Origin of the sequence: Sphingobacterium sp. InxBP1 (assembly GCF_026191775.1) — a bacterium.
In the GTDB taxonomy this organism is placed as follows: Bacteria; Bacteroidota; Bacteroidia; order Sphingobacteriales; family Sphingobacteriaceae; genus Sphingobacterium; species Sphingobacterium thalpophilum.
In genome coordinates, this window is the sequence record NZ_JAINDX010000043.1 from 143,985 (window position 1) to 170,191 (window position 26,207).

At 45.7% G+C, this 26,207-nt stretch carries 25 protein-coding genes; 7 read left to right on the top strand and 18 right to left on the bottom strand.

All coding sequences use genetic code 11. The annotated features are described in order from the left end of the window. Window positions 1-16 precede the first annotated feature (16 nt). The 3 genes from K7A41_RS10135 to K7A41_RS10145 are packed head-to-tail and all read left to right on the top strand — an operon-like array spanning window position 17 to window position 4,873. The gene (locus K7A41_RS10135) at window positions 17-3,169 is read left to right on the top strand and encodes an efflux RND transporter permease subunit (RefSeq protein WP_265713639.1); all 3,153 of its coding nucleotides are present in this window, start codon (window positions 17-19) and stop codon (window positions 3,167-3,169) included. After that, complete coding sequence (locus tag K7A41_RS10140; protein ID WP_265713640.1) at window positions 3,169-4,635, top strand: efflux transporter outer membrane subunit; 1,467 nt, start codon at window positions 3,169-3,171, stop codon at window positions 4,633-4,635. Before K7A41_RS10135 ends, K7A41_RS10140 begins: the two co-directional genes overlap by 1 nt. A 25-nt stretch (window positions 4,636-4,660) precedes the next feature. Further along, complete coding sequence (locus tag K7A41_RS10145; protein WP_028068413.1) at window positions 4,661-4,873, top strand: DUF6965 family protein; 213 nt, start codon at window positions 4,661-4,663, stop codon at window positions 4,871-4,873. Between the two features lie 18 nt (window positions 4,874-4,891). Here the strand turns inward: K7A41_RS10145 and K7A41_RS10150 are convergent, their stop codons facing one another. From K7A41_RS10150 to dinB, 8 genes are all read right to left on the bottom strand, one after another. Beyond that, window positions 4,892-5,269 (bottom strand): response regulator, encoded by a 378-nt coding sequence (locus K7A41_RS10150; RefSeq protein ID WP_265713641.1) that lies wholly within the window; start codon window positions 5,267-5,269, stop codon window positions 4,892-4,894. A 256-nt stretch (window positions 5,270-5,525) separates the two neighbouring features. Continuing rightward, window positions 5,526-5,729: a YwbE family protein gene (locus tag K7A41_RS10155; protein ID WP_265713642.1), complete on the bottom strand. Its 204-nt coding sequence runs from the start codon at window positions 5,727-5,729 to the stop codon at window positions 5,526-5,528. 194 nt (window positions 5,730-5,923) lie between these two features. After that, window positions 5,924-7,249, bottom strand: coding sequence for an RIP metalloprotease RseP (gene rseP, locus K7A41_RS10160; RefSeq protein ID WP_265713643.1), 1,326 nt, complete (start codon window positions 7,247-7,249; stop codon window positions 5,924-5,926). A 14-nt stretch (window positions 7,250-7,263) separates the two neighbouring features. Beyond that, window positions 7,264-8,421, bottom strand: a complete 1,158-nt coding sequence (locus K7A41_RS10165; RefSeq protein WP_037532119.1) for a 1-deoxy-D-xylulose-5-phosphate reductoisomerase — start codon at window positions 8,419-8,421, stop codon at window positions 7,264-7,266. Window positions 8,422-8,436: 15 nt separating this feature from the next. Beyond that, window positions 8,437-9,243, bottom strand: a complete 807-nt coding sequence (locus K7A41_RS10170) for a hypothetical protein (RefSeq protein WP_028068417.1) — start codon at window positions 9,241-9,243, stop codon at window positions 8,437-8,439. Between the two features lie 123 nt (window positions 9,244-9,366). Continuing rightward, on the bottom strand, window positions 9,367-9,513 hold the full coding sequence (locus K7A41_RS10175) for a hypothetical protein (RefSeq protein WP_160169454.1): 147 nt from the start codon (window positions 9,511-9,513) through the stop codon (window positions 9,367-9,369). 7 nt (window positions 9,514-9,520) lie between these two features. Further along, window positions 9,521-11,647 (bottom strand): S9 family peptidase, encoded by a 2,127-nt coding sequence (locus tag K7A41_RS10180; protein ID WP_265713646.1) that lies wholly within the window; start codon window positions 11,645-11,647, stop codon window positions 9,521-9,523. Between the two features lie 104 nt (window positions 11,648-11,751). Then, entirely contained in the window at window positions 11,752-12,849 is a 1,098-nt protein-coding gene (gene dinB, locus K7A41_RS10185) for a DNA polymerase IV (RefSeq protein ID WP_265713647.1), read from the bottom strand. Between the two features lie 209 nt (window positions 12,850-13,058). Between dinB and K7A41_RS10190 the strand changes: the two genes are divergently transcribed. Continuing rightward, window positions 13,059-13,463: a hypothetical protein gene (locus tag K7A41_RS10190; protein WP_265713648.1), complete on the top strand. Its 405-nt coding sequence runs from the start codon at window positions 13,059-13,061 to the stop codon at window positions 13,461-13,463. A gap of 22 nt (window positions 13,464-13,485) precedes the next feature. Here K7A41_RS10190 and K7A41_RS10195 read toward each other — a convergent pair whose 3' ends face one another. The 4 genes from K7A41_RS10195 to K7A41_RS10210 form a co-directional block, all read right to left on the bottom strand. Further along, window positions 13,486-14,439, bottom strand: a complete 954-nt coding sequence (locus K7A41_RS10195; RefSeq protein WP_317132252.1) for an exonuclease — start codon at window positions 14,437-14,439, stop codon at window positions 13,486-13,488. A 4-nt stretch (window positions 14,440-14,443) separates the two neighbouring features. Then, window positions 14,444-15,025: a dephospho-CoA kinase gene (gene coaE, locus K7A41_RS10200; RefSeq protein WP_028068422.1), complete on the bottom strand. Its 582-nt coding sequence runs from the start codon at window positions 15,023-15,025 to the stop codon at window positions 14,444-14,446. A gap of 9 nt (window positions 15,026-15,034) precedes the next feature. Next, the gene (locus K7A41_RS10205; RefSeq protein ID WP_028068423.1) at window positions 15,035-15,985 is read right to left on the bottom strand and encodes a YbbR-like domain-containing protein; all 951 of its coding nucleotides are present in this window, start codon (window positions 15,983-15,985) and stop codon (window positions 15,035-15,037) included. Window positions 15,986-16,120: 135 nt separating this feature from the next. After that, window positions 16,121-17,110: a BtrH N-terminal domain-containing protein gene (locus tag K7A41_RS10210; RefSeq protein ID WP_265713650.1), complete on the bottom strand. Its 990-nt coding sequence runs from the start codon at window positions 17,108-17,110 to the stop codon at window positions 16,121-16,123. A 422-nt stretch (window positions 17,111-17,532) separates the two neighbouring features. Here K7A41_RS10210 and K7A41_RS10215 point away from each other — a divergent pair, with 422 nt between their 5' ends. Beyond that, the gene (locus K7A41_RS10215; RefSeq protein WP_265713651.1) at window positions 17,533-18,168 is read left to right on the top strand and encodes a hypothetical protein; all 636 of its coding nucleotides are present in this window, start codon (window positions 17,533-17,535) and stop codon (window positions 18,166-18,168) included. Between the two features lie 138 nt (window positions 18,169-18,306). Here K7A41_RS10215 and yajC read toward each other — a convergent pair whose 3' ends face one another. The 4 genes from yajC to K7A41_RS10235 all read right to left on the bottom strand — a co-directional run bounded on the left by yajC (window position 18,307) and on the right by K7A41_RS10235 (window position 21,208). Next, entirely contained in the window at window positions 18,307-18,621 is a 315-nt protein-coding gene (gene yajC / locus K7A41_RS10220) for a preprotein translocase subunit YajC (RefSeq protein ID WP_028068426.1), read from the bottom strand. A gap of 26 nt (window positions 18,622-18,647) precedes the next feature. Then, window positions 18,648-19,106, bottom strand: a complete 459-nt coding sequence (locus K7A41_RS10225) for a DUF1573 domain-containing protein (RefSeq protein ID WP_028068427.1) — start codon at window positions 19,104-19,106, stop codon at window positions 18,648-18,650. Between the two features lie 13 nt (window positions 19,107-19,119). Next, on the bottom strand, window positions 19,120-20,067 hold the full coding sequence (gene nusB / locus K7A41_RS10230; protein WP_028068428.1) for a transcription antitermination factor NusB: 948 nt from the start codon (window positions 20,065-20,067) through the stop codon (window positions 19,120-19,122). Between the two features lie 61 nt (window positions 20,068-20,128). Next, window positions 20,129-21,208, bottom strand: a complete 1,080-nt coding sequence (locus K7A41_RS10235) for a Glu/Leu/Phe/Val family dehydrogenase (RefSeq protein ID WP_265713653.1) — start codon at window positions 21,206-21,208, stop codon at window positions 20,129-20,131. Between the two features lie 179 nt (window positions 21,209-21,387). On the opposite strand from K7A41_RS10235, the gene K7A41_RS10240 reads away from it, so the two are divergent. Then, window positions 21,388-23,169: an ABC transporter ATP-binding protein gene (locus K7A41_RS10240; protein WP_028068430.1), complete on the top strand. Its 1,782-nt coding sequence runs from the start codon at window positions 21,388-21,390 to the stop codon at window positions 23,167-23,169. 117 nt (window positions 23,170-23,286) lie between these two features. Beyond that, window positions 23,287-23,631, top strand: a complete 345-nt coding sequence (locus K7A41_RS10245) for a hypothetical protein (protein WP_265713654.1) — start codon at window positions 23,287-23,289, stop codon at window positions 23,629-23,631. A gap of 172 nt (window positions 23,632-23,803) precedes the next feature. Here the strand turns inward: K7A41_RS10245 and K7A41_RS10250 are convergent, their stop codons facing one another. Continuing rightward, complete coding sequence (locus K7A41_RS10250) at window positions 23,804-25,042, bottom strand: MFS transporter (protein ID WP_028068432.1); 1,239 nt, start codon at window positions 25,040-25,042, stop codon at window positions 23,804-23,806. A 75-nt stretch (window positions 25,043-25,117) separates the two neighbouring features. Beyond that, window positions 25,118-26,206 carry a dipeptidase gene (locus K7A41_RS10255; protein ID WP_265713655.1) on the bottom strand — a complete coding sequence of 363 codons (1,089 nt, stop codon included), beginning with the start codon at window positions 26,204-26,206 and terminating at the stop codon, window positions 25,118-25,120. Window position 26,207 lies beyond the last annotated feature (1 nt).

Below are 26,207 nucleotides of genomic sequence, written 5' to 3' on the forward strand. Positions count from 1 at the left end.
CCTAGAATTTTATTATATGCTAAAAACATTTATAAACAGGCCAGTTTTAGCCACTGTTATTTCAATTATTCTGGTGATATTGGGCTTGGTGGGATTAAAGCTGCTTCCCGTATCACGTTTTCCCGAAATTGCCCCACCGAGTGTTCTGGTCTCGCTCAGCTACCCCGGAGCAAATGCCGAAACCGTAGCCAAGAGCGTCCTGCTCCCCATCGAAGAAGCCATTAACGGCGTCGAAGATATGACCTACATCAAATCTTCGGCCTCCAATTCAGGTTCGGGTAGTGTGTCGGTCTATTTTAAGACAGGGACAAATCCTGATATTGCTTCCGTCAATGTGCAGACACGGATATCGAAAGCCATCAGCTCCATTCCTGCCGAAGTGAATGAAGCTGGGATAACAGTGATGCCGCGGCAGACGGGTGTGATTATGACCATAAATCTTTATTCCGACCATCCCGACAGCGCCTATGACGAAACTTTCCTGCAGGCCTATGCGCAGATCAACCTGATGCGGCCTTTGCTGCGTGTCGACGGTGTGGCCCAAGTATCGCGGCTCGGCGCCAGGGATTACGCTATGCGCCTATGGCTCAACCCCGAAAAGCTTGCGCTGTATAACCTCGTCCCACAGGATGTGATGAATGCAATCAAGGATCAGAACTTTGAAATTGCACCCGGCAAATTTGGCGAGACTTCAGACGAAGCCTTCGAAACCGTCATCCGTCATAAAGGGCGTTTTACCACGCCCGAAGAATTTCAGAGTATAGTGATCAAAACCAATAACGACGGCTCTGTACTTTACCTCAAAGATATAGCCCGTGTCGAATTCGGTGCCACCAACCTGAGCAGTGACAATAAGGTCAATGGCCATCCCGGTCTCACGCTCAATCTGACACAAACCAGTGGTTCCAATGCCCATGACATCGATGTTGCTGTCCGCAAGGTACTGCAGGAGCAGGCCAAGTCTTTCCCCAAAGGACTGCATTACGAGGTGACCTATTCGGTACGGGATCAAATTGATGAATCAATCAGCCAGGTTGAACACACGCTCTTCGAAGCGTTTATCCTGGTCTTCGTGATCGTGTTTATCTTCCTCCAAGATTTTCGGTCGACCCTGATTCCAGCAATTGCCATCCCGGTTTCTTTGGTGGGAACCTTCTTTTTCTTGCAGCTTTTCGGCTTTTCACTCAATGTATTGACCATGTTCGCCCTCGTGCTGGCGATTGGTATCGTCGTCGATGATGCCATTGTCGTGGTCGAAGCCATCCATGAGAAGATGCACAGTACAGGCTTAAAACCCAAAGCTGCAACCCTGTCGACCATGTCAGAAATTACGGGTGCCATTCTTTCCATCACAATGGTCATGGCTGCCGTCTTTCTGCCTGTCGGATTTATGGAAGGACCGGCAGGGATATTCTACCGGCAGTTTGCCTATACCCTGGCCACGGCAATTTTAATTTCGGCACTCAATGCACTGACCCTGAGTCCGGCCCTTTGCGCCTTATTGCTCAAAGCGCCAAAACATGGTGGTGAAGACCCGCACAAGTCCAAAGCAGGACAATTCAAGGATCGCTTCTTTAAAGCGTTTAATACGTCCTTCGACCGGCTGACAGCGCGTTATGTATCGGTTGTGCAGCTACTGATCAACCATAAGCGTATTGCTTGGGCAGGGCTCGTTTTGATCACCGCCATTGGTGTGATCTTGATGATCAATACCCCAAAAAGCTTTATCCCGACCGAAGATGATGGGTTTATTACCTACAATATTGCCTTACCTCCTGGAGCATCGCTCAGCCGGACAACCGAAGTGCTGCACCGGGCAGACAGCATATTGAAGAAAAGGCAGGATATTGAAGGCATGACCACCGTATCGGGTTTCAATGCATTGGATGGCAGCTCGAGTCCTGCTTTCGCCGCAGGTTATATTACACTTAAGCCCCACGCCAAGCGTAAGCATATCAAAAATATCAACGCTTTTATGGACACGGTGCGAAATGACTTGTCACAGATCAATGAAGCGACGTTCACAGTATTCCCCAGACCCACCGTCCAGGGTTTTGGCGATTTCGCCGGAATAGAAATGGTCCTGCAGGACCGTATGGGAGGCGATGTCAGAGATTTCAACATCATCGCTGACACCTTCATCAGTCAGCTCAACAATCTACCCGAGATCCGTAGCGCCTATACCAGCTTTAAATCCAATTTCCCACAGTATGAGGTCAATATCGATGCTGTTAAGGCTAAATCCCTAGGCGTCGAGATCAAAGATCTCATGTCAACCATACGCGCTTATTTCGCGCGGGTACAGGCTAGTGACTTCAATAGATTCGGCCGGCAATACCGCATCTATGTACAATCTGACTTTGACTTCCGTAAGGATCCCGAATCTTTTAACTCGATATTCGTGCGCAACAATAAAGGTGAAATGGTACCGATCAATACGATCCTGACATTGGAGAAAACAGTCGGACCGGAAACAATAACTCGCTACAACCTGTACAACGCGATTTCGGTCAATGTGACACCTGCCGAGGGATTCAGCACGGATGACGCCATGCAGGCCATCCAGAAACTGGCCGACGATAAGCTGCCCGGCAATTACGGCTTTGAGTGGACAGGGATGAGTTATGAGGAAAGCCAGTCGGGATCGCAGACCATTCTGATCTTTATACTAAGTATCTTGTTTGTATATTTTCTACTCTCAGCACAATACGAAAGCTATGTGCTGCCCTGGGCCGTCCTGTTGTCCATTCCCGTTGGCCTGATCGGCGTCTTTTCGGTCATCAATCTGGTAGGCCTTCAAAACAATATCTACGTGCAGGTGGGGCTAATTATGCTGATCGGCCTGCTGGCCAAAAATGCGATCCTGATTGTGGAGTTCGCTGTACAGGAGCGCAATAGCGGCAAAAGCATTGTAGATGCTGCCATCAGCGGGGCCAAACTCAGGCTTCGCCCGATCCTGATGACAAGCCTTGCCTTTGTCGCGGGACTCGTGCCATTGATGTGGACCGTCGGCCCCTCCGCCATTGGCAATCATTCCATCAGCTTCAGCGCCGCAGGAGGCATGCTGTTGGGCGTCGCCTTTGGTATTTTTATCATTCCGGTTCTCTTCGTAGTCTTTAAAGAACTGGACGAAAAATTACACGATAAGCTAGCTAAAGAAGAAGAATAATGCAGAATATAAAAAAATACATTTCCGGATTATGTGTAGCAGCGGGTCTGTTACTGTCGACAAATGCCTGTAAGGTCGGAAAAGATTATGTTCAGCCCAAGATAAAGCTTCCGGAGTCTTTCCGGGGCGACACGCTGGACTATTTTGGCGATACGTCCAGCATGGGTCTGATCCACTGGCAATCCTTTTTCCATGATCCGACACTCAAACTATTGATTGACTCCGCCCTCGCCAACAATTTTGAAATGAAGACCGCTTTGCTCAATCTCCAGATTTCCCATCGCGTACTGGCACAGAATAAGGCAAATTACCTGCCGGGCGTCAGTGCCAACATCGCCAATGCCAGCCGCACATGGCGGTCAAAAGATTTTGGGAGCGGCCCATTGACGAAATATTACGATCGGAAAGGCGAAAAAGCGCCCGAAAATATGTTTGTCTACCAGTCGCAGTTCTCTTCTGACATCAGTTTTAGCTGGGAAATTGATATCTGGAAGAAAATTGGCAGCAAGCAGGAACAGCTTCTGGCCGAATATCTCGATACCCAAGAAGCGAAAAATGCGATCCAGACCAATATCATCACCTCGGTAGCAAAAGGGTACTTCAACCTATTGATGCTAGATGCCAAAATAGAAGTCGCCAAACGCAACGTGCAATTGAACGACAGCACCCTGCGCATGATCAAGCTGCAGTACAACGCCGGTGAAATTACCGCCTTGGCTATACAGCAAACCGAGTCGCAACGGCTGCTGGCCGCCTCTCTTGTACCCGAACTGGAGAAGCAGATTGTCATCCAGGAAAACGCCCTGCAGACACTGACAGGCAAACTTCCCGACAGTATCCGGCGCGGTACATCTTACGAGCACCTGTTTGCGGAGAGCAAGGATATCTCCCTGGGCTCACCGATTGAGATCATACGCAACCGGCCCGATATACGCTCGTCCGAATTGCAGCTTATGGCAGCCAATGCCAATGCCAACATTCAGCAAGCCATGCGGTATCCTGCCCTTAATATCGGTGGCGTTCTGGGCGTCAATGCAATGCTGCCCAAAAATTGGTTTAACATCCCCGGTGCACTGTTGGGTGGGATCAGCGCTGGACTGACGGCGCCGATCTTCAAAAACAAAACCTTGAAGACACAGTATGAAGTGGCGAGGCTCGAGCGGGATAAAGCCGAAATCCAGCTGCAGCAGAAAGTGGTTGAAGCGGTGGCTGAAGTATCTAACGCTGTGGTCACGGTGGATAAACAAAGGGAGCAACTCGAACTGGCAAAAAAACGGGTCGAAAATGCACACCTCGCAGTAAAGAATGCAAACTTGCTATTCAAAAGTGGTTATGCCACTTATCTGGAAGTCATCACCGCACAGAGCAATGCCCTGGATAGCGATCTGGATCTGGTTGAACTCCGCCAACAGCATCTTGACGCTTTCGTCGACCTGTACCGTTCTTTGGGCGGGGGTTGGAGATAAAGATTTAAAAGTTTATTTTTGCTGTATGACGCCAGAAGAATTAAAACAGTACTTTGAATCCATTGATTTACCACAAACATTGGAAATTCAGCAGGATATGCAGATAATCGATGTGCAGCGATTTATCAGCACCAGTTTTATCCACGTTGGATTATGGAAAAAAGACCTGAACAAATGTCCTTCCTGGATCAGGCTCCTGAAATTCAAAGCAGCATTGGAAAATAAAGAAAAAGCCTAACGGGATGTTAGGCTTTTTTTATACTTGGGACGCGAGTTTTTGCATTAACTCCGCCATTTCTTCCTTGGAAAAAATCTGCTCCGCTCCTGCTTGCAGCATCTGAACTCTTTCACTTTCATCGCTGCTCGAGGTCAGCCCAAATATACGAACGGAAGGAAACCTTTCACGAACGATCTTTGCGGTCTCAATACCATTTAGTTTGGGCATATGCAGATCCAATATGCAAACCCCCGGAAGATCCTGCTTCTGCTCCGACAGATAGTCGATCAGTTCCATACCGTTGGCAGCGCAATAAACTAATTCCAATGAATGAGATTGAGCCATCGCCCTCATCATCACGTGATGAATCATCGCATCGTCTGCGTAGACAATCTTACATTTAATTTGGGTATTCATTCGAAAAAGAGTTCATTCAACTAATTAATACAATAAAATTATATAACTATGCAATAAAAGTAAAAATATCGAAAGAAGTTCGCAATAATTATGTTAATATGCAAATTAAATTTCAAAAAGAACAAACGTAAAGGGCTCATTAAGTTTTATGGAGATCACAAAATAAGAACATCATTAGGTAGCAATAAAAAAGATTTGGTTAGTAAAATCCACCATCAGGGCACAGCAAAAAGAAACAATACCGCCGCAATAAAAATTAGAAATCATCTTCAATGATTTCAGCCACACGTCCTATTTGTCCATCCGTCAGGCGTACTTTTATTCCCCGAGAGTGGTAGGGCGCTGATGTCAGCAAGTCCTTTACAATACCTTCCGTGAGGCGTCCCGTCCGCTGATCTTTCTTCAGGATAATATTCACAAGCATCCCGGGCTTTACATCCGCTCTATTTCTTCCATCCATAACCAAACTTAGATAAATTGTTTTTTATATGCAAGAAAAATACACTTCCGATATGAAAACCATGTATAAAGTTATGACGAAGAGACCCAAAAATAAAAAGGAGTCCTCATTTCGAAAACTCCTTTTTCATCCGGCACCCCGAAGGTCAGCGGATCCAGCTTCAATTCATTTAAACCAAACTGATGCCGGACTATTTATTTAAATAACTTAAAAATATCATTACCAAATATGAACACCATCAGTGCCAGCAAGATAAAGAAACCGACCATCTGTGCTTTCTCAAGGAATTTCTCGCTCAATGGTTTTCCTTGTATCATTTCGATCAGCAAAAACAGAACATGGCCGCCGTCCAGCGCCGGAATCGGCAGCAAGTTCATAAATGCCAAAGCCATGGAAAGCATACCGACCAATGACCAGAACCGGATCCAATCCACTTCGGTACCAAATAATGTCGCTATACCGATCGGGCCCGATAAGGCTTTGTCGGCACGCACCTCGCCTTTGAATATCTTGCCAAATCCTTTAGCATTATCGGTGATAACGGTAAAAGCTTTTTTGGCACCTATGGGAAAAGCCTCCATCAAACTATAGTTTGTTGTAAAAGGCTTGATGGAATAATCGTGATTGATTCCTATGCCCAACATGGCATCAGCAGGCACATTTCCCGTTAAGGATACTTCCGCACCGGCACGGATCACTTTAATTGCAACCGCCTTGTTGATATTCGCTTTGATCACTGCTCTAAACTGGTCAAAGAACGGTACCTGTACATCGTTAACAGCAACAATGCTATCCCCTTCTGCAAACCCCATCTTGCTTGCTACCGACCCCGGAGCGACCTGAACAACGTGAGTTGTCTTGACCCGCGGTTCGATAAATTTTTCTCCTTTTTTATCCGAAAGAGTATTCAGCAGGTCTGCAGGCACCTTGATTTCCTGTGTCGCACCGTTACGTTCTATGGTAAGCGTAACACCACCCATCAGTACTTTGGAACTGATCAGCTCCGAATAATTCTCCACGCGATGTCCGTCAATGGCAAGGACCTTATCCCCTGCTTTGAGACCGATGGATTCACCGATTGTGCCCGGAACGATACCATTGACCAGCTGGTCCATCTTGATATCCGTATTGCCCATTTTAAAGGTCAGCATCCAGAACACCAGGATACCGACGATAATATTGACAATGATACCGCCAAGCATGACGATCAGACGCTGCCAGGCTGGCTTCGAGCGGAATTCCCAAGGCTGGGGTTCGCCTTTCAGCTGTTCGGTATCCATCGATTCATCGATCATACCCGCGATCTTCACATATCCGCCAAGAGGCAGCCAACCTATACCATATTCACAACCTTTATAATTGAATTTAAACAACTTCACTCCCCAGGCATCAAAGAACAAATAGAATTTTTCCACTTTAATTCCAAATGCGCGCGCTGCTAAAAAATGCCCTAACTCATGTAGAACAATTAAAATTGACAGACCTAAAATGACCTGCCCGATCATAATTAAAACACCCATGTATCTTTCTAATATTAGTCTTTGATTATTTCTTTTGTTAGTAAACGTGTCAGCCGGTCTGTTTCCAGATAATCTTCCAGCGTTGGACTGGCTATAAAATCCACTTTGCTCAATGTCTCCTCGATGATGTCGCTCATCTGAAGAAATCCGATTTTCTCTTTCAGGAATGCTTCTACCACTACCTCATTGGCAGCGTTCAAAATACAGGATTTATTTCCGCCTGCACGTAAGCTGTCGTAGGCCAGCGCGAGATTGCGAAACGTATCCATATCCGCCTGTTCAAAATGTAATGCCGGATAATCCATAAAATTAAAACGTTGGAAATTATTTTCAAATCTGGCCGGATAGGTCAGGGCATATTGAATAGGAAGCTTCATATCCGGGAGTCCCATCTGTGCTTTCATCGATCCATCCCTAAATTGAACCAAGGAATGGACGATGGACTCTGGATGTACGACTACATCCACCTGGTCTATATTGAGGTCAAAGAGCCATTTCGCTTCGATCACCTCTAAGCCCTTGTTCATCAAAGAAGCCGAATCGATGGTAATCTTAGCTCCCATTGACCAATTGGGATGCTTGAGCGCCTGGGCTTTAGTCACCACAAGCAGCTCCTCGCGCTTCTTTCCCCGAAAAGGACCACCTGAGGCCGTTACATAAATTTTTTCAATCGGGTTATCGCTTTCACCGACCAAGCACTGAAAGATTGCCGAGTGCTCCGAATCAACCGGAAGCATATTCACTCCATATGCTCTGACCAGTGCCATGATCAACTCACCGGCTACGACCAGCGTTTCCTTGTTGGCCAGGGCAATATCTTTACCTCCCTTTATGGCAGTCACCGTAGGTCTCAAGCCTGCCGAACCGACTATTGCATTCAAAACGATGCTGATCTCCGGATATTGTACCGCTTCGATCAATCCCTCTTCACCCAGCAGGACCGAGATGTCCTGATATTGTAAGGCCTCTCTGACCTTGTTATATTGACCCGGATCGGTTACAACCACCGACTTGGGTTTAAACTCTAAGGCTTGTTTGATCAGCAGATCGCCATTGCTGCCACAGGTCAGAACGACCGCCTCAAACACATCTGGAAAGGCTCTAATTACATCCAAGGCCTGTGTGCCTACACTGCCCGTTGCCCCTAAAATGGCAATTCCTTTTTTACTCAAAACCTTCGCTATTTGTTAAAATATATTATTCAAAATCTTTGGATCTTCCCCGCCGTGGTAATCAGACATCATCGCGCGATAGGCTACCGAAACCACAATGCATGCCAAAGGCACCACCAGAAAAGAACTCACAAGGTTCAAAATAATAAAAATTATGTAATATTCTAAAAAATTAAAATATGCCTGCAATATCTGAAAAAATGCAAACACTGCTAAAATCAACAACAGCTTAAACACGTTACCCTTTGTCAATGCAAAACTAAAACGCAGCGATTTAAGCGCTCCTGCATGTTTATCAATAATGAAAAAGGGGTAAAATGCCACGCGGATAATCAGGAAAAAAGTTAATATCGCGGCCAGGAAAACAACAAAAAAAGTAAAGTTGCTCATCAGCTCAGCCCGGTTTTCTCCGTTTTCAAATAAATAAAGAAAAGGGAAAGAAACGACTCCGAGAATCATCAGCAGGGCCACAGAAAGGACCATGATGCTGAGCATCGCCCCGAAAAAATAAGCGAGTTCCTTACTGCTCGGAACACAGTGGATCAATTTTTTATCATGATTGCCATCAATCAGGCAGAGTATATATTTGAACAAGGTCAAATTCAGTCCAAAATACAGCACCATGAAGAAAAAAGCCATAAAGCCGCTCAGCACAACATTGAAATCACTGATTGTTGTGGCCAGATAATTGGATAAACCGGATGTTACAAATAATAAAAAGCACAGCCCGGCAACAGAAAAATAATGCTTCTTGAGCAGCTCCCACGATCTATTAAAAACATCATTTACGGCAAAAGTACTTTCCTTTAGGAATTGAATCATTTTTTTATGAATAAACTTCTACAAAGATGCCATTATTTTTAATCTTCAACAATTTACACCTACATAAAAATGACATTTTTTTATACGGCATCCGGAAACTTCAGTAAGCTACGCTCCGCCCCCTTATCTCCTACCATTTTCTATCCGCAGGTCTGTCATATCCGTCAGCGGGATCAGCTGATTCACTGCGCAAACCAGCCGGAAAGCTGAATATTTCATAAAAAAAGCTGTTCCCTTTACAGTCGGAAACAGCTTTTTCGTCCACACCATAAATGTTTTATTTAAACTCTTTTGGAAGTGGTTTTTCCAATAGGTATTGATAATAGAAACGGGCACGTTCATTAAAGTCGTACTTGCTTTTGGAACGGTCAAAACCATGACGGCTCCCCGGATAGATCATCAGCTCAAATGGTACACTGCGGTCGGTCAGTCTGTCCACCAGCTGAATGGTATTCTGTAGGTGGACGTTATCATCCATATCGCCATGCATGATACGTAAGACACCTTTATAATTGTTGACATAACTCAATACAGATCCGGCTTTGTAGCCTTCCGGATTATCCTGAGGCGTATCCATCCAGCGCTCGGTGTAATGACTGTCGTACAGATCCCATGAGGTCACCGGAGCTCCGGCAATTCCAAAATCAAATACGTCTGCCGCCTTGGTCATCGCCAGACAGGTCATATAACCGCCATAGCTATGTCCCGTGATCAGCACTTTGTTTTTTGCCACCCATGGCTGCGATTTCAACCATCTTACAATGGTCGAATAATCGATAATCTCCCAATGCCCCAAATTGCGGTGCATGTAAGCAACCCCCTGCTTACCGAAATGACCCGATGCCCGATGATCCGCCGAAACCTGAATAATTCCGGCATTGGCCCAATACTGATTGCTGGTACCTTTCCAGGTATCCTTCACCGTCCCCGCATCAGGACCTCCGTAGATACTGAATACGACCGGATAAACCTTGGACTGATCAAAATCAGCCGGATAGGTGATGGTCAGCGGCAGATCAAACCGTCCGTCGTCCGATTTGATGTGCGTATATTCAGTTTTCCCATAAGCATAATCGTTGAAATCTGCCGCTTTGCTGTCGGCAAGCTGACGCAGCACTTTCCCCTGATTATCCACAAGAGCAACGCGGTCTGGTGTGCTTACGTTGGAATAACGTGTGATAAAATACTTTCCGTCAGGCGATACCGTAACGTCATGCGAATACTCACCAAAGGTGAGGCGCTTGAGGTTTTTGCCCGAATAATCGACACGATATAGATCCATACGTGCTGAGTTCTCCTTTCGTGCCGTAAAATAAAGCACTTTGTTTTTCTCATCGATGCGTTTGATTTCATTCACCTGCCATTCCCCTGAGGTCATCGGATTGACCAAAGTGCCGTCCAGTTTATACAGATAATAATGCGCCCAGCCCGTTTTGTCTGATTTTAAGATATAATACTTGTTATCCCCCAGATAGGTAATGCGCTCATCATGATCCAGATTGATCCAGGATGCCTGACGCTCGTCGTAGATTTCTTTTTTAGCGCCTGAGTTGGGATCAACCTGATAAAATTTTAAATTGTTCTGGTCACGGTTCATCCATTGAACCATGACATTCTGGCTATCGAAAGCCCAATATGGCTGCCCAAAATACTGATCGTCTTTTTCGTTAAAATCTGCCCAGATTACTTTGCCACCCTCAAGATGTGCAATACCAACCTTTACCTCGGGGTTGGGGTCGCCCGCTTTCGGATATCGGGTCTCCTCAAGGTAACCATGCTGTCCTTTTGACGAATAAATCGGAAACATAGGCACTTTGGTGTCATCAAAGCGCATAAAGGCTATCTTCTTGCTGTCCGGAGACCACCAGAAGGCTTTATATTTGGTCGGGCGTCCCAGAATCTCCTCGTAATACACCCACGAAGACCAGCCGTTGTATATGACATCGGTCCCGTCCGTTGTGTACTGCGCTTCCTGACCGGTATGCACGTCTACACTATATAAATTACTTTTCCGGGTAAAAGCAACATATTTCCCGTCAGGAGATAAGGTGGGATTCTGTTCGGCAATGTCAGGAGAGTGAGTCAGTTTCTTTGCCGTACCATTTCCGTTTTTGATAAAAATATCATTATCTTCCACATAGACGACGGTTCCCTCCTTTGGCGGAACGGTATAAATGCTTCGCTTCCCCGATTTAACATTGACCTGATACAGATGGCCATCATTAACGTCATTTTCGAGATAAGCACCTGCATCTGCCCAGCCCGGATACTGGTTTATGCGTACCGTCAGCGACTGCTTCTGTCCCCACGACTGCGCGAAATCCAATTTCTTCTGTGCGATAGTGAGATCATGCACAAAAAACACCATAGATGCACTTAAGAGCACTCTTGATACTGTATTCATTAATTCTGGATATGTTTATTAATTATTTCCGGCTAAGATAAAGAATTGCGGTAAATAACGATAATTTTAGCTGTAACAAGCTTATGCAGCTGTTCGACGCGCCTCTAAAAATGATTGTCGAACAATCTGAGCTGCACACCCGTTTTCGGAAACTCGTTGTCATCCACGAAATTGGAAACGGAAATCCCCAGCAGACGCACTTTGTTGGACAAGGTTAGCTTAGTGAGCAGGCTATGCGCCGTCGCATAAATTTTGTCCTCTGCGTCGAAGCTGCTATCCAAGGTGATGCTACGCGTCAGCTGCACAAAATCAGCATATTTTAGCTTAAGGGTGAGGGTTCTGCCGGTAATCTCTTTTTTATCCATCCGTGTCCAGAGCTGCCGGCTCAGCCTTTGTAGGACTACAGTTAGTTGTTCGATACTCCCAATATCCGACTCAAAAGTATCCTCTATGCCTACCGATTTACTCAGGCGGTTGGGAGTTACCGGCCGCTCGTCAATTCCCCGAACGATACGGTAAAAGAAATGCCCTGACTTACCGAACCAACGCACCAGATCATCCTCCCGCTGCTTCTTAAGATCCAAGCCCGTAAACAGGCCGAGTTCGTGCATCTTTTTGGCCGTTACCTTGCCCACTCCGAAGAATTTATTCACAGGCAGCCCCTCCATAAACTTCATAATTTTTGAGGGACCAATAAAAGTCAACCCATTGGGTTTGTCCATATCGGAGGCAACCTTCGCGACAAACTTATTGACCGAGATCCCCGCTGAGACAGTCAGATCAAGTTCCGTCCTGATCGCACTCTTAATTGCCCTTGCGATCTCAATGGCAGAACCTATCCCCTGCTTATCTACCGTCACGTCGAGAAACGCTTCGTCCAGCGACAAAGGTTCAATCAGATCCGTATAACGGTGGAAGATCTCCCTGATCTGGAAGGACACTTGCCGATACACGTCAAAACGTGGTCGGACAAACAATAGATCTGGACATAGCTGCAGCGCCTTGCGCGAACTCATCGCCGAACGAACGCCAAATTTACGGGCTTCATAACTCGCCGTGGCCACCACGCCACGGCCATCCGGCGAGCCGCCCACAGCGATGGCTCTGCCGCGGTACTCCGGAAAATCCCGCTGTTCAACAGATGCATAAAATGCATCCATATCCAGATGGATAATTTTACGGTGGGCCTGTGACGAATCCATAGGCCAAATTTACAAAAATTAACAAGATTCTTTTTTCCTTATGCCCACACTGTTAGCTGTCAATTTTTTATCTTTAGCTGAAATTAAGGAGTCCGTAGGGTTAAAACTAAATGGGGCGCATATTGTTTATAGCATGACGCGCCGAAGGATTAAACTACAGGTCAGCAGTTAATAAACGTTTATTGTAAAAGAAAACAGTACAAAAAGTTATGGAAAATTTACCGGAACAAAAAAGACAGAAATCAGGGTTTAAGAAATTTCTGTTCCTATTATTGCTATTTTTGATCGTGGGATTCGGATCGTATGTTTACTGGAAATACTACTATGTCTTTGGTGAAGGTGTAAAATCCGGATACTTAAATTACGCTGTCAAAAAAGGAAATGTATTTAAAACCTATGAGGGAAAGCTTATCCAAGAAGGATTTGGCCGTGCGAAAACCGGTGGCATTGCCAGCAACCAATTTGAATTTTCGATCGAAGATGACTCTGTCTTCCATCAGCTTGAATTAAATAGTGGTAAGTATTTTGATCTTCGGTATAAGGAATATCACGGCGTACTGCCTTGGCGCGGCAATACAGTTTACATTGTTGATCAAATTATCAATATGAAATGACAAAGGAGGGGGCACTTCCTCCTTATTCCGTCAGCACATCGCGCACGACAAGCGTCCGGTCAAAATAGCTTTTTAATACAGTGCCATCGCCATGCAATGTCCATACTTCCCTGGGAGCGACGAGCTGAATATACCGCAGAATGTCGTTCCAGTCTACATGATCAGAAATATAGAGTTCAATATCGTTCTGTGCCTGCAGCCGCTTCCAGCCTGAGGCAAACGCCCGTAATACCTTAGTCGCCCGAAAATAACTGTTGAAGGTCATGGGTGGCACCAGATACACTTTATTTTGGTCACCCTGCCTCATTTCACGTCGGTTGTAGGGTTCGTATTTCAATTTTTTAAAGCCGTGTTGGTCGTAAAGACGATGGTAAGGCAAGATACCGTTGTGGACCAGCACTTTTTTGTCGGGACAATAGCTGTTGATCAGATCAGTAATCCGCTGCGCTTTACCCAGCACATAGGTGCCCAGCAGAATATTACTGGCATGCCCCTCCAGTTTCCGGATCTCCTGCACTGGATCGGGATGTATAATATCGGGGTTGGCAAATGTGCTCTCCGTGATCAGCACATCAGCCTGCTGCACTTCAATAGCTTCACAGGTTTCATCTGACTGCAGCTTATAGTCGCCGGTATAGAGATAACGGACTCCTCTATATACCATCAGGATCTGTGCCGAGCCCAGTATATGCCCCGCGGGCAACAGGGTGATCTCTACCGATCCGATAGTAAAAGCCGTACGAAACAATTTGACCTGATAAGAATCTTTACGTCTCTGCTTATATCGATAGTCCATAAATAGCGCCGTACCATGCGTACAATAAACGTAATCATGTCCCGAGCTGGCATGGTCGCCATGGGCATGAGAAACAATATTGTGAAGTACGGGACTACTGGCATCGATAAAGAAATCGCCATAACGGCAGTAAAAGCCTTCAGGTTTTCTGACCAAGAAGTCAGCCAATATCATAGACATATGCTTATTTAAGAAATTTCTGATGTAGTGTCCACACCTGAGGTAGTAGTGGTGTGATACCGTCGTTAACGATGACAAAGTCGGTCAACTGCAATTTTTCTTCATCAGACAGTTGTTTGCTGATGCGTTCGCGCACCTGCTGCTCGGTCATCCCGTCCCGGTGCATCACCCGCTGAACACGGAGATCCAGGGGAGCGGTAACCAATATCGTGTAATCGAGCTCTTTGTACGACCCACTTTCAAACAAAAGCGCCGCTTCCTTTAATGAGTAACGGGTCTTTTGGCGTGCTGCCCAGTCTTTAGCTTCCTGAATAACGATAGGATGCACAATGCTATTGAGGATCTGCAGCTTTTGCGCGTCAGAAAACACTACACGAGCTAAGAATGCTCGGTCCAGCTGTCCATCCTTATACACGGCCTGGCCAAATTGGGCCACCAGCTTTTCTCTGATACGGCTGTCGGTGTTCATGAGCTTTTTGGCCTCCTCGTCTGCATTGTACACGGGGACGCCGAGCATCTGAAAAAGCCTGCAGATGAAGGTCTTGCCCGAACCGATTCCTCCGGTTATTCCTATTTTTAATCCCATCAATATTCGTTATTTACGTACAAAGAAATCCACATTCTGTGGCACTATACTGATAATCTTACAATAATCAGGCACCTTGGTCAGAAGGACCGGAAGATACTGCACCTCGTTCTTCTCCCAGTCTGCCAGGTCGACGACGGCTTCAAAATCACGTGAGGTATACTTGTTATAATCCTTGACCGACATAAGTACAGTGATGACCACCTTACTGGGATTGGGCCGCACGGAGCTATAGCGCTGACCGTTTTCCACCTTGATCGGCAGCTCAATAATTTTCTCTGTCAGCTCCCCTACCGGCATCAGCACCTCCACGGAGGTGGGATAAACATTAATATTCGCTTTTTGGTTGCGGGCCAGGTTGGCCACCGTGCGTACATCACGCTCCACATCCTTTCCACGTACTGTATCCGTTTCCCAATACTCGATCGTGGACACATCCTCGTACGGTCCTGTGATCGTCACATAAGCAGGAGTCACCTTTGTATCCGCGATAATGCCATATCCTCGCTTAAAGAAAATACTGGAGAGTGGTTTGACCGGAACTTTTCGCTGTGTCTGCTTTGAAAAATCGAAAAAAAGCGTATCCGGACTAACAGATATCACGCGCTGCTCGTGCGGAAACTGCCGGTTGATAAACCCCAGCTGGTTGGAAAATACAATCCAGTCCTTGGTTTTCAGGGAACTGAGGTCCACCTGAACCTTTGGTGTTTCGAGTGCAGCTTTGGAAAACAGAAATTGCCAGCCGGTCATCTCCAGCTTGACCTTCACGGTATCCGATTGCTGTGGGTGAAAAGCCCGCTTTTCGGGCAGGTTGACATATTCGATCGCCGCTTTGACCGTCACAGTATACTGGTTTGAAATCGAAAACAACAACCAGGCTAACAACGAAATTCCAACACAGCGCACAAAGATATTGATCTTGCGCCGCTGGGTCTTGTTAAGTCGAACTGCATGTGCCATGTTACAAACTTAATCAATTTGCGTAAAATATGATCGATGGAACTTGTAAAACTTGGATCACACTTCCTATAGACCTCCCTTTGCCCTCATTTGGCGCGCCATTACCATCCGGAAACAGACCAGGGTGCAACACGGCTAACCGGCCGATTGAATGACGGTTAGCCCTTCCATCGCCTGACGCTCTTTGGCAGATAAGGTCTTAAGCACTTCAGAAGCAGCTTCTATATCGCTCCTTTTGGCGTTAGCACTTACTTCAAGAAAAAGTTCAGACACCGCGGTCCACAAGGAAGCTATTTCAACAAATGCCTGATAAGCCGTATATAGCTGTTCGATCTGCAGCAGTTGACAACTTTCTTTTAAAAAATCACGATATAGGTTCCGAAACAATGCACCGCCCGTACCTGCTCTTTCCATAAAGGTAGCGGCCATCTCAAATTCGCGAGCTTTGGAGGTACTGCCGTCAAACCAGCGCATGACCTCGCGGCTCGCCTTCAGAATTCCTTTATACGCGACATTGCTAATTGGTGGTGACAGGTATTCACGCGCGTTGTTGATCAGTGCTGTACGCAGAGCCATTTCGATATCAATGTCCTGAGGAGTCCGCTCTATTTGATAGTACAAATTCTTCGAAGCCATGGGACCTTTGGCCGCCCTGGCTCTGCCCAGACTGTCCAATGAGGTTTGGACCCTCCCCCCCTGCTGGCATGTATCCACCAGGAAAGCAGCCTTGCTATCATAGCCATAAATCGCAGCATAATGACCCGCAAAATGAAAAGGGTGGGTAAAATACTCGAGATGATAGGCATCCAGCTTAAGGCCGACGACGTGTCCGTTATCCAGGAGCTGCTTAACTTCTTTCCAGGCTTTCGCCTTTGAAGAAGTTTCCTTGACCATAAGTTCCAGATGTAAATTTTTACAGATATTGCGGGTAAGCAGATCTGTTTTGATCCGCCCGCCCAGGAAAGGAAATTCCATGCCTTTCATTTTCCAATAAAGGAAGCTCAGCCCCTCACCAAATCCAAAAAGCATAGGTTCTGAGAGTGTTATTCCTAGATGCTTCAATAATGTTCCTGTTGCCGTTGTTTCACAGTGTTGTCCGTCGAATACCTCTATAGTATTTATCATATCGTGTTTTTATTCAAAGTTAGTTTAGAGTAATGACAGCTACATGTCAACTACACGAGACGGACGTGCCATCGAAAAGTATATAGCGCAGGAATACGTATACAGCAAATGTGTTAAGGCATTGTCTGAACCTCGTCTTACAAATAGCAGCGAAAGAAGGTGTGGCGGCTTCGACGGTATTGAGCGACACATAAGGGGACATCACGGGACTAAATTGACACCAAATTCGGTAGTAATAGGGTAATTACAAGGATATAACAGGGGGTTAACAGGGGTATAACAGGGGTAAATCCCTGTTATACCCCTGTTATCTGAGTGTAAAAGTAGTGTTACTTCCTCTTTATATGAGAATTTGGTATTAACTTGGTACTAACTTGGTTATAAGTTGATGATAGCAATTATAAACTAATAAAGAAACGACTATGGCAATTTTACAGAACGGCCCGAACGGACCTATTACCGGAAAATTTGGCTCTGTCAGTGCTTATCTCCTGAATGGACAGAATATTGTACGTGGGCCAAAAAGAAAACGTACCTCTCCACCTAGCGAATCAGAGCTCCTAAACAGGAAAAAGCAAAAAATTGCTGGTAGATTTGCCGGAGACAATAAGGCGATATTTGATTTTGGCTACCAGTTTATGACGGAAAAGGGCAGTCGCATAGGTGCATTCCAATTGGCTCAACGTCACATTTTCAAGGATGCCCTGGAGCTGGATACGGAGAACAATCCTTTTGTAAACCCCGAGAAGCTGATCGTGTTTGCAGGACAGTTGACACCATTGCCCAGTTGTGAAGTTAGCATTCATGGTGATACGATTGATCTCAAATGGACCTCCAATGGTCAGTATGACGACAATATCTATAAACTCAACCTTGCATTGTTGGGTTTATATGGTGAGTCTCATTTGCAAACCTCAATTGCAGAAGTGAAACAAGGAGCGTGCACAATACAGTTTGATGGGATAAGTCGGAAAAATTGCGATTACCATGTCTATGTATGTATTTGGGATACATATAAAGGCGCCTTTTCAAACTCTACCTACTGCGGCGTAATATAGCAACAAACAAAGCACGTGCTGAGGCATGAAAACAGCCGGGACAGCCGACATAATCGTACATGGGTTGAAAGAGAGAAGAGGAGCAAAAAAGCCAGTCCCTTTTGGAGACTGGCCTTTTATTTCGTTGAAAAATTACGTTTAAGCACTTTTTTCAGTTGCGTTTGCAGCTTTTGAAGCATCCAAAGCAACCGCTGATTTATCAAATCGGATTCTTACACCGGAACCTACATCAACCAGAAATGTTGTGTCTGACACTTCCACAATGCGGCCGTGGATACCTGCTGTTGTAACGATCTTCGAGTTTACACCCAATTCTTCAATATATTTCTTATGTTCCTTTTGCTTCTTCATCTGCGGTCTGATCATGAAGAAATAAAATACCACAATGATTAAAACCATGGGTAAAAAGCTCATCATATTCCCGCCCGCTGCTTGTAATAATACTGTATTCATCTTTTATTTATTCGTTTAATAATTTGTTATTTCGCTAATACTTCACCTTTTAGCTGCACCGTAGTCATGCCATTGGATGCGTTCGATTGGACGGTAATGATCTTTTGTTGCTTACCGACCTGTCCTTCGCTGTTAAAAGTCACATGGATTTCGGATGTTGCCCCCGGTAGAATCGGACTCTTCGAAAACTCAGGCTGAGTGCAGCCGCATGAAGCGGTTACTTTGGAAAGAATAACTGGGGCATCCCCAGTGTTTTTCAGAATAAAGGTATGTTTCACCTGTGCACCTTCCTTTACCTGCCCAAAATCAAACGCCGGCTCCTCAAACTCCACTTTCCCCATTTGGGCAGCTGCCTTGGAAAGACTGTCCGACGCGACCACTTCGCTGCTGACCTTTGCTTCTTCTTTCCCCTTCTGTGCATTGCCGCAGGAAACGAAAAATACCGCTGTCAGCGCTAAAACCGAATATTTACTCAAGTTCTTCATCGTTGATGTTTAGTTAATCCCTCAAACCACGACCTGCTTTCTGAATCCTACCCTGCTGATTCAGGTCGTTCAATATTTTGTCCAATATACCATTAATAAATGTATTGCTCTTTAAAGTACTGAATACCTTAGAGATTTCAATATACTCATTAATTGTCACTTTTACCGGAATCGACGGAAAATTTATTAGCTCGCAGATGGCCATACGCATCAACAGCGTATCCATCAACGCAATACGATCGGATTCCCAGTTTTTTGTTTTCTCCGAAATAAGCTTCTGATATTCATTGGTATTGCGGATCGTTTTGCCCAGCAATGCCAAAATATAGTCACTGTCATCATTCCAGTTTTGCGTGATCTCAGCCAGCTTGTTCTTACGCGGATCTTCCGAACTAAAGTTCTTAAAAGTCTTCGCAATCAAGGCCTGCAACACTTCTTTATCGACAGGCCAGTTGATGAATTTCTCTTCAAATACCTGCTCAATGACCGGAGATTTCAGAATGATTTTCTTGAAGATATGCTTGATGATATCTTTTTCCGTACCGATCGAACGGTCCTCCTGCTGCAGATATTCCAGATACGCTTCCGAATCTTTCAACTGCAAAAATACTGTCCGGACGATCTCTGGATCAAAGCTCCATGAAATCTTATATTTTTTGACGCCTTCTGCATATTGCGGATTTTGCCGCAACGACTCAATAAAGGTATTGGTACTCAATTTGGTCGTCAACGACAGATCTTTTTCAGTTGGCAAGAACTTGTTGGCTCTGCCTTCTGCATCGATCAGTACATAATCGGCTACTTCATCCAATAGATTCAGTGTCCAGATGTACATCTCATAGACTTCATCCACATTTTTTAATAGTGCTTTTTCAAATGTCTTGATGTCTTTGTCTTCTGAAAGACTGTACGCATAAAGCGTTTGCACTACTTTAACCCGCAGGTGTCTCCTGTTTAACATAGTAATTTTAAAGAACGATTTTTTATAAAATAATAATAAAGAACGATTTTTGGATTGAAGACTATCTCTTGATTTTTTTAATATCTTGGATACGTTTCTCCGCAATGCGATTGGCTGCGTCAAAGGTGGAGATGTTCTCCTCTTTTGATTTTTTCAACACCTCTCTGGTTGCATTATATATATTCTTGATCACAAATTCAGTGTGATCAACACCATAATTCTGAATTTCCGAATAACAGCTAATGAGTGCTCCTGCATTGATCAGGTAATCCGGCGCGTATAAGATACCCCGTTGGTGAAGGATTGTGCTCGTGGCAATTTCATCTTTCAACTGGTTGTTTGCCGAGCCTGCGATGATGCGACATTGCATCTTTTGGGCTGACTCTGGATTTACGGTCCCGCCGAGGGCACATGGCGAATACACATCAAAGTCGTGATCGAACACTTCGTTATATGGAATAGGCTCAGCCTTATATTTGGCAGCCACTTTAAGCATTTTCTCTTCGGTAATGTCACTGACATAAACACGTGCATTTTCTTCGCGCAGCATAGCGATCAGACGCTCACCCACGCTGCCCACGCCATGGACGATCACCTTTTTGCCCGCAACACTTTCCGAACCGTAAAGTTCTTTGAGACAGGCTTTGATACCAAAATACACGCCCTGAGCTGCAAATATCGATGTGTCACCGACACCACTGCCACGTATGGCTTTCGGCAAACCAGCCACATGTTTGGTTTCGGTGTAAATATACTCTAAATCCCGTTGGGTCGTACCTACATCCAGAGAAGCGATAAAATTACCGTTCAGTCCTTCAATGAATTGGCCCAAACGACGCAACAAAACTTCCGATTTATCCAAACGGCTATTACCGATGATAACCGCACTTCCACCGCCCAAGTTCAATCCCGTAATAGCTGATTTATACGTAATGGCTTTGGATAAACGTAAAGCATCCTCAATAGCTTCTTCTGTCGTTTCGTATGGCAGCATACGAACGCCACCAATCGCAGGTCCCAGTGTCGTGTCATGGATCGCGACGATCGCTTTTAGGCCCACCAATTCATCATTACAGAAAAATAAGTTCTGATGGCCGGACTGGCTCATCAATTCAAAAATAGAATTTTGAGATGTTGACATAAAATGTACTACTCTAATTTGTTTTAATTTTTTAAGGTACTTGATGCAAAAGTAGGAAATTTATTCGTTGCGCATAGTATCTTTTTTTATCCAACACTTAACATTTGATTTCCGAATGACAGTAAATTCGTCGAATTATAAAGCATTTTGCGGAATTAGTTCTACTTTTGTAAAGTAATATGAAGGATCTCGCCTACTTAAATAAGTACTTTTACAAATACCGCTGGAAGCTGGTTCCGGGCGTTATTTTCGTTATTATATCCAATTATTTCGGTGTCCTGCCGGCCAAAGTAATCCGCGAGGCCTTTGACCTCGTACAGGAAAACATTTACCTGTATAGGCTGTTTGACGGATTTGACCGACAGGAACTTATTTATCAGGTATTTGGCACGAGCTTGCTGTTCTTCGGGTTCGTCGTGCTGCTGCTTTCGCTGCTCCGCGGTATCTTTCTGTTTTTTATGCGGCAGACCATTATACTTACCTCACGTTATATCGAGTACGACCTCAAAAACGAGATATATAACCACTATCAGGAGCTTAATTTCGGCTTTTTTCGCAAAAACAATACCGGTGACCTGATGAGTCGCGCTACGGAAGATGTCAATCAGGTGCGCAACTACCTCGGTCCGGCCATTATGTATGCGATCAATACGATTGTCCTGTCCATCATGGTGATCTATGCCATGTATAGCGTCAATGCACGGTTAGCAACTTATGCTCTTGCGCCGATTCCAGTACTTTCGGTTATCATTCTCTTCGTCAATAAGATTATCAACAAACGCAGTTTAAAGATTCAAAGACAGCTTGCCAAGCTGTCTTCCTTTGTACAGGAAACATTTGCCGGCATCCGTGTGATAAAGACGTATACCCGTGAACAGCATAAAATGCAGGATTTTGAAAAGGAAAGTACCGTCTACCGCAATACGGCCCTGGACCTGGTCAAAGTGCAGGCAATATTCTTCCCACTCATCTTGTTGCTGATCGGTCTCAGTACTGTGATTACCATTTATATCGGCGGGATCGAAGTGGCCAAGGGCACCGTCACTGCGGGTAATATTGCCGAATTCATTATCTATGTCAATCAATTGACCTTTCCGGCCATGTCGCTGGCTTGGGTGACATCCCTCGTACAACGTGCTGCAGCATCACAGAAACGTATCAACGAATTTTTAGAAACCGCATCTCCCATTGTCAATGGCAGTACCGAGAAGGAAATTGCTGGTAAAATTCAGGTGCAGAACATTTCTTTCACTTATCCCGAGACAGGAATACAGGCGATCAGAAACGTATCCTTTGAAGTACCTACCGGCAAAACGCTCGCGATAATCGGAAAAACAGGGTCGGGCAAATCCACGCTGGCCAATCTGCTGTTGCGTATGTATGATATCGACGGGGGCAGCATACAGTTTGACGGTATCGATGTAAAAGACTTCAACTTTAAAAACCTGAGGCAGCAGATCGGTTTTGTGCCCCAGGATGTTTTCCTGTTCTCGGATACGATCGCCAATAATATCGGCTTTGGCCTGGATTCCTTCAGCCAGGAGCAGGTGGAACAGGCAGCAAAGGATGCTGCCGTGTATGATAACATCATCGCCTTTGAAGAAGGATTTGAAACTGCCGTCGGTGAACGTGGCATCACGCTCTCAGGCGGACAAAAACAAAGGGTGTCCATCGCCCGTGCGTTGATCAAAGAACCGAAAGTACTCATATTTGACGACTGCCTATCCGCTGTCGACACCAAAACCGAAGAGACTATCCTGCGTTCGTTAAACCGTATCATGAAAGGCCGCACCTGTATCTTCATTGCACACCGGATTTCGACCATCAAAAATGCAGACCATATTCTCGTCATGGATCAAGGAGAGATCATCGAACAAGGAACGCATGCCGAATTGATGGAAAAACAAGGTGAGTATTTTGAACTGCATGAAAAGCAATTGTTGGAAAGCGTAGAAGGTTAACTGCTGAACATGGCCTCTAAAATTTAAATATCCCTGAATTCCGCTAAAGAAAAGCAGCAGGATCTCTCCTACATTTGTCTTACACATTTAAGTTAAACATTTTATTTGGATAAGATCATGGAGAGAAAGCATGTAGAGCACTCATCATCAGACAATGGCAAAACGGTTGCCATCATTTCGTACCTAACGTTAATCGGACTCATTGTGGCTATTGTCATGAACAATAAGGACAAAACTTCGCTGGGTCAGTTCCATATCAGGCAAAGTATCGGCATTACCGTAACGGGAATTGCTCTCGGGCTGTTGCGTTTTATTCCGGGGATCGGCGGTATCGTTTTAAGTGTGGTCGGCCTTCTTCTTCTTGTCGCGCTGATCTTGGGTCTGCTAGCGGCGTTCGCTGGAGAGGAAAAAGCACTTCCTTTTGTCGGCGAAAAATATCAGCAATGGTTTAACATGATTTAAGCTGTTCGCAGTCTACTGCTGTGCTAGCAGGCTGACAGCAACCGTACAGTGACGCCTTTTTGGATCATGTACGGACAGCAATTATCAGTCCTCTATACAGACATAAAAAAGGTCAAAATTCGTTTCTGCCGAGTTTTGACCTTTTTTTTTGATCTAGCCACATAAGCGAGGGTCAGTCCGAAGCCGGCCGCCCGCTCTTCACCTCTTTAAAAAAAAGAGCAAACAAAAATAAGCAGAACAATGAAATTCCTGCCGGAATAAACCAGAGATACTCCCAAAACTGCTGGGAATAGGTCTTTTTCAGGTAATCCGAAACCCCACCGGCCACCCAGAAGCCGATCAGCATCCCTACGCCATACATGGCGATGGTAATCAGTCCCTGAGCCGATGCCTTGTATTTCTCCCCCGCAATACGGTCAGTGTAAATCTGTCCGACCACAAACATAAAATCGTAACATATGCCGTGTAGGACTATACCGATGATCAATAAAAAGGCTTTCTCCTGTCCATCGCCGAAAGCAAAGAAAAGATACCGCAGAGCCCAGGCAGCAATGCCAAGCAAAATCATTTTCTTATATCCCAGCTGCCGGAAGAAAAAAGGAATCAACAGCAGACAGATCGCTTCGGAAAACTGTCCCAAGGCCATTTTCGCTGTCGGATTAGGCATGCCTACATTGACCAGAAAGGGATTGGCATTCTGATAATAAAAGGATATCGGAATACAGATGACGATCGCCGTGACAAAGAAGATCAGGAAGCTTTTCTGTTTCAATAAGCTCAGGGCATCCAGACCAATGGCTTTACCAAAATTAAACTGTTCACCTTTAAGCTGTATTTTAGGTGGAGTTTTGGGGAGAAACAGGCTAAATAGAGCCAGCAGAAGCGAACAAACTGCCCCCATAATAAAAGTATTATGCAGAGCTCCCTGCGCGATCGCTTCAGGAGCATCCCAGCGGAAAAGATAACTGATCACCAGCCCGGAACAGATCCAGCCTATTGTGCCCCAGACCCGTATGGCGGGAAAATACCGTTTGGCTTCTTCAATATGTCGGAACGCGATGCCGTTGGACAGGGACAGTGAAGACATATAGGCCATAAAATACACAAATACATAGGGATAGAAATGGCTAGCGTCCGGCGCCTGTGACATGGCATACAACAAGACCGCACCAATAAGGTGCAGGACTGCCAGCACACGCTCCGCATTAAAATAACGGTCTGCAACAAAACCCACAAAAAAAGGTGCAAATACGGCGCCCAGCGACTGGGTCGAAAAAATATTGGCAACTTCCAGGCCCGAAGCATGTAGCGACTGGGTCAGATAGGTCCCTAGAGTGACAAACCAGGCCCCTTTAATAAAATATTCCAGAAACATCATCAGGGACAGTTGAAAACGTAATATTGAAGTCATGGTGGTTTAGAATTGTTATTTATCGTTAAAAAAAACAATATCGCGCAAGTTTACTTCCTACGGCATCGCCCGCTTCTAGGGCAGCACATGCAGCATAAAACGAAGCCAGTTCTTACAGGCGATCTTTTCAAGGTCGCCCGTCGTGTACCCGCGGCGCTGCAACAGGCCAAAAACCTTTTGAATGTCGGCTATTGTCTCCAGATCATAGGGGCATTGCTCTCGGCCGAAGGCGCCATCCAGATCACTGCCCACGCCTACATGGTCCACATTACCGGCCAATTGACAGATGTGATCAATATTGTTGGCCATGATTTCCAACGAACAGTTGGCGGATCTGGGGTCTGATTGGCCCCGTATCCAATTCGGAACCATCATCCAGGCATCCAGCGCCACACCAATGACAGCTCCCTTCTCAATCAGGGCTGTGATCATTTCGTCGCTGAACTGCCGATTGTGGTTGACAAACCTGCGGCAGTTGTTGTGGCTTGCCCAAATAGGACCGTCATAACGTTCAACGGCATCCCAGAACGCGTCGTCATTGAGGTGTGTGGCGTCCAATATCATATGGCGCCGTTCCATCTCCCGCAATAGCTGTACCCCCTGTTGGTTAAGTCTGCCCGAAGCATCGGTACCATTGGCATACCGTCCGGGGCCGTAGTGGGCCGGACCAATAGCCCGTAGCCCGTACCGATAAGCAGTATCAAGATAACTGAGGTCCACCAGAGAATCCGCCCCCTCCAGACTGAGTAGATATCCAATGGGCTTGCGGGCATTGGGGGTACCATCAGTCCATAATGCATGGTGTTCCCGAAGTGCTGCTTTTGTACAGATCATCCGCAGCTCGCCCGCAGCTTCCATGGCTTTATACCATGCGAGCTGCCCCTGTGTCTGCGCCCAGGCCTGTTCTGCTGAGTACCAGCCCGGCAAGGTGCTGTCGGGGCGGACAAACCGGGCGATCTGCGTGGCCACGACAAGGCCGATATTACCTTTGCGCAACTCTCCGAACGTGACGGTTGCCTTTCCCCTATCGGGTTTGTCCTTCATCCCCGCTTCGCGCCGGTTGAGCTCATCGATTGGCAGACGGAGGTCCCGGTTCCATTCCATAGCATTCATGCTCAAATCGAGATGAGCGTCAATGACAAATGGCATTTCTACTTCATGCATA

Excerpts from the sequence above, each read along its gene's own strand:
- K7A41_RS10190 (WP_265713648.1), top strand. The coding sequence starts at position 13,059 with ATGGAAAATTTACCGGAACAAAAAAGACAGAAATCAGGGTTTAAGAAA.
- coaE (WP_028068422.1), bottom strand. The coding sequence starts at position 15,025 with ATGGGATTAAAAATAGGAATAACCGGAGGAATCGGTTCGGGCAAGACC.
- K7A41_RS10195 (WP_317132252.1), bottom strand. The coding sequence starts at position 14,439 with ATGTCTATGATATTGGCTGACTTCTTGGTCAGAAAACCTGAAGGCTTT.
- nusB (WP_028068428.1), bottom strand. The coding sequence starts at position 20,067 with ATGTTAAACAGGAGACACCTGCGGGTTAAAGTAGTGCAAACGCTTTAT.
- K7A41_RS10215 (WP_265713651.1), top strand. The coding sequence starts at position 17,533 with ATGGCAATTTTACAGAACGGCCCGAACGGACCTATTACCGGAAAATTT.
- dinB (WP_265713647.1), bottom strand. The coding sequence starts at position 12,849 with ATGGATTCGTCACAGGCCCACCGTAAAATTATCCATCTGGATATGGAT.
- yajC (WP_028068426.1), bottom strand. The coding sequence starts at position 18,621 with ATGAATACAGTATTATTACAAGCAGCGGGCGGGAATATGATGAGCTTT.
- K7A41_RS10250 (WP_028068432.1), bottom strand. The coding sequence starts at position 25,042 with ATGACTTCAATATTACGTTTTCAACTGTCCCTGATGATGTTTCTGGAA.
- K7A41_RS10155 (WP_265713642.1), bottom strand. The coding sequence starts at position 5,729 with ATGGATGGAAGAAATAGAGCGGATGTAAAGCCCGGGATGCTTGTGAAT.
- K7A41_RS10235 (WP_265713653.1), bottom strand. The coding sequence starts at position 21,208 with ATGTCAACATCTCAAAATTCTATTTTTGAATTGATGAGCCAGTCCGGC.
- K7A41_RS10240 (WP_028068430.1), top strand. The coding sequence starts at position 21,388 with ATGAAGGATCTCGCCTACTTAAATAAGTACTTTTACAAATACCGCTGG.
- K7A41_RS10135 (WP_265713639.1), top strand. The coding sequence starts at position 17 with ATGCTAAAAACATTTATAAACAGGCCAGTTTTAGCCACTGTTATTTCA.
- K7A41_RS10255 (WP_265713655.1), bottom strand. The coding sequence starts at position 26,206 with ATGCATGAAGTAGAAATGCCATTTGTCATTGACGCTCATCTCGATTTG.
- K7A41_RS10140 (WP_265713640.1), top strand. The coding sequence starts at position 3,169 with ATGCAGAATATAAAAAAATACATTTCCGGATTATGTGTAGCAGCGGGT.
- rseP (WP_265713643.1), bottom strand. The coding sequence starts at position 7,249 with ATGGGTGTTTTAATTATGATCGGGCAGGTCATTTTAGGTCTGTCAATT.
- K7A41_RS10175 (WP_160169454.1), bottom strand. The coding sequence starts at position 9,513 with ATGGTGTGGACGAAAAAGCTGTTTCCGACTGTAAAGGGAACAGCTTTT.
- K7A41_RS10205 (WP_028068423.1), bottom strand. The coding sequence starts at position 15,985 with ATGGCACATGCAGTTCGACTTAACAAGACCCAGCGGCGCAAGATCAAT.
- K7A41_RS10225 (WP_028068427.1), bottom strand. The coding sequence starts at position 19,106 with ATGAAGAACTTGAGTAAATATTCGGTTTTAGCGCTGACAGCGGTATTT.
- K7A41_RS10150 (WP_265713641.1), bottom strand. The coding sequence starts at position 5,269 with ATGAATACCCAAATTAAATGTAAGATTGTCTACGCAGACGATGCGATG.
- K7A41_RS10245 (WP_265713654.1), top strand. The coding sequence starts at position 23,287 with ATGGAGAGAAAGCATGTAGAGCACTCATCATCAGACAATGGCAAAACG.
- K7A41_RS10170 (WP_028068417.1), bottom strand. The coding sequence starts at position 9,243 with ATGATTCAATTCCTAAAGGAAAGTACTTTTGCCGTAAATGATGTTTTT.
- K7A41_RS10180 (WP_265713646.1), bottom strand. The coding sequence starts at position 11,647 with ATGAATACAGTATCAAGAGTGCTCTTAAGTGCATCTATGGTGTTTTTT.
- K7A41_RS10210 (WP_265713650.1), bottom strand. The coding sequence starts at position 17,110 with ATGATAAATACTATAGAGGTATTCGACGGACAACACTGTGAAACAACG.
- K7A41_RS10145 (WP_028068413.1), top strand. The coding sequence starts at position 4,661 with ATGACGCCAGAAGAATTAAAACAGTACTTTGAATCCATTGATTTACCA.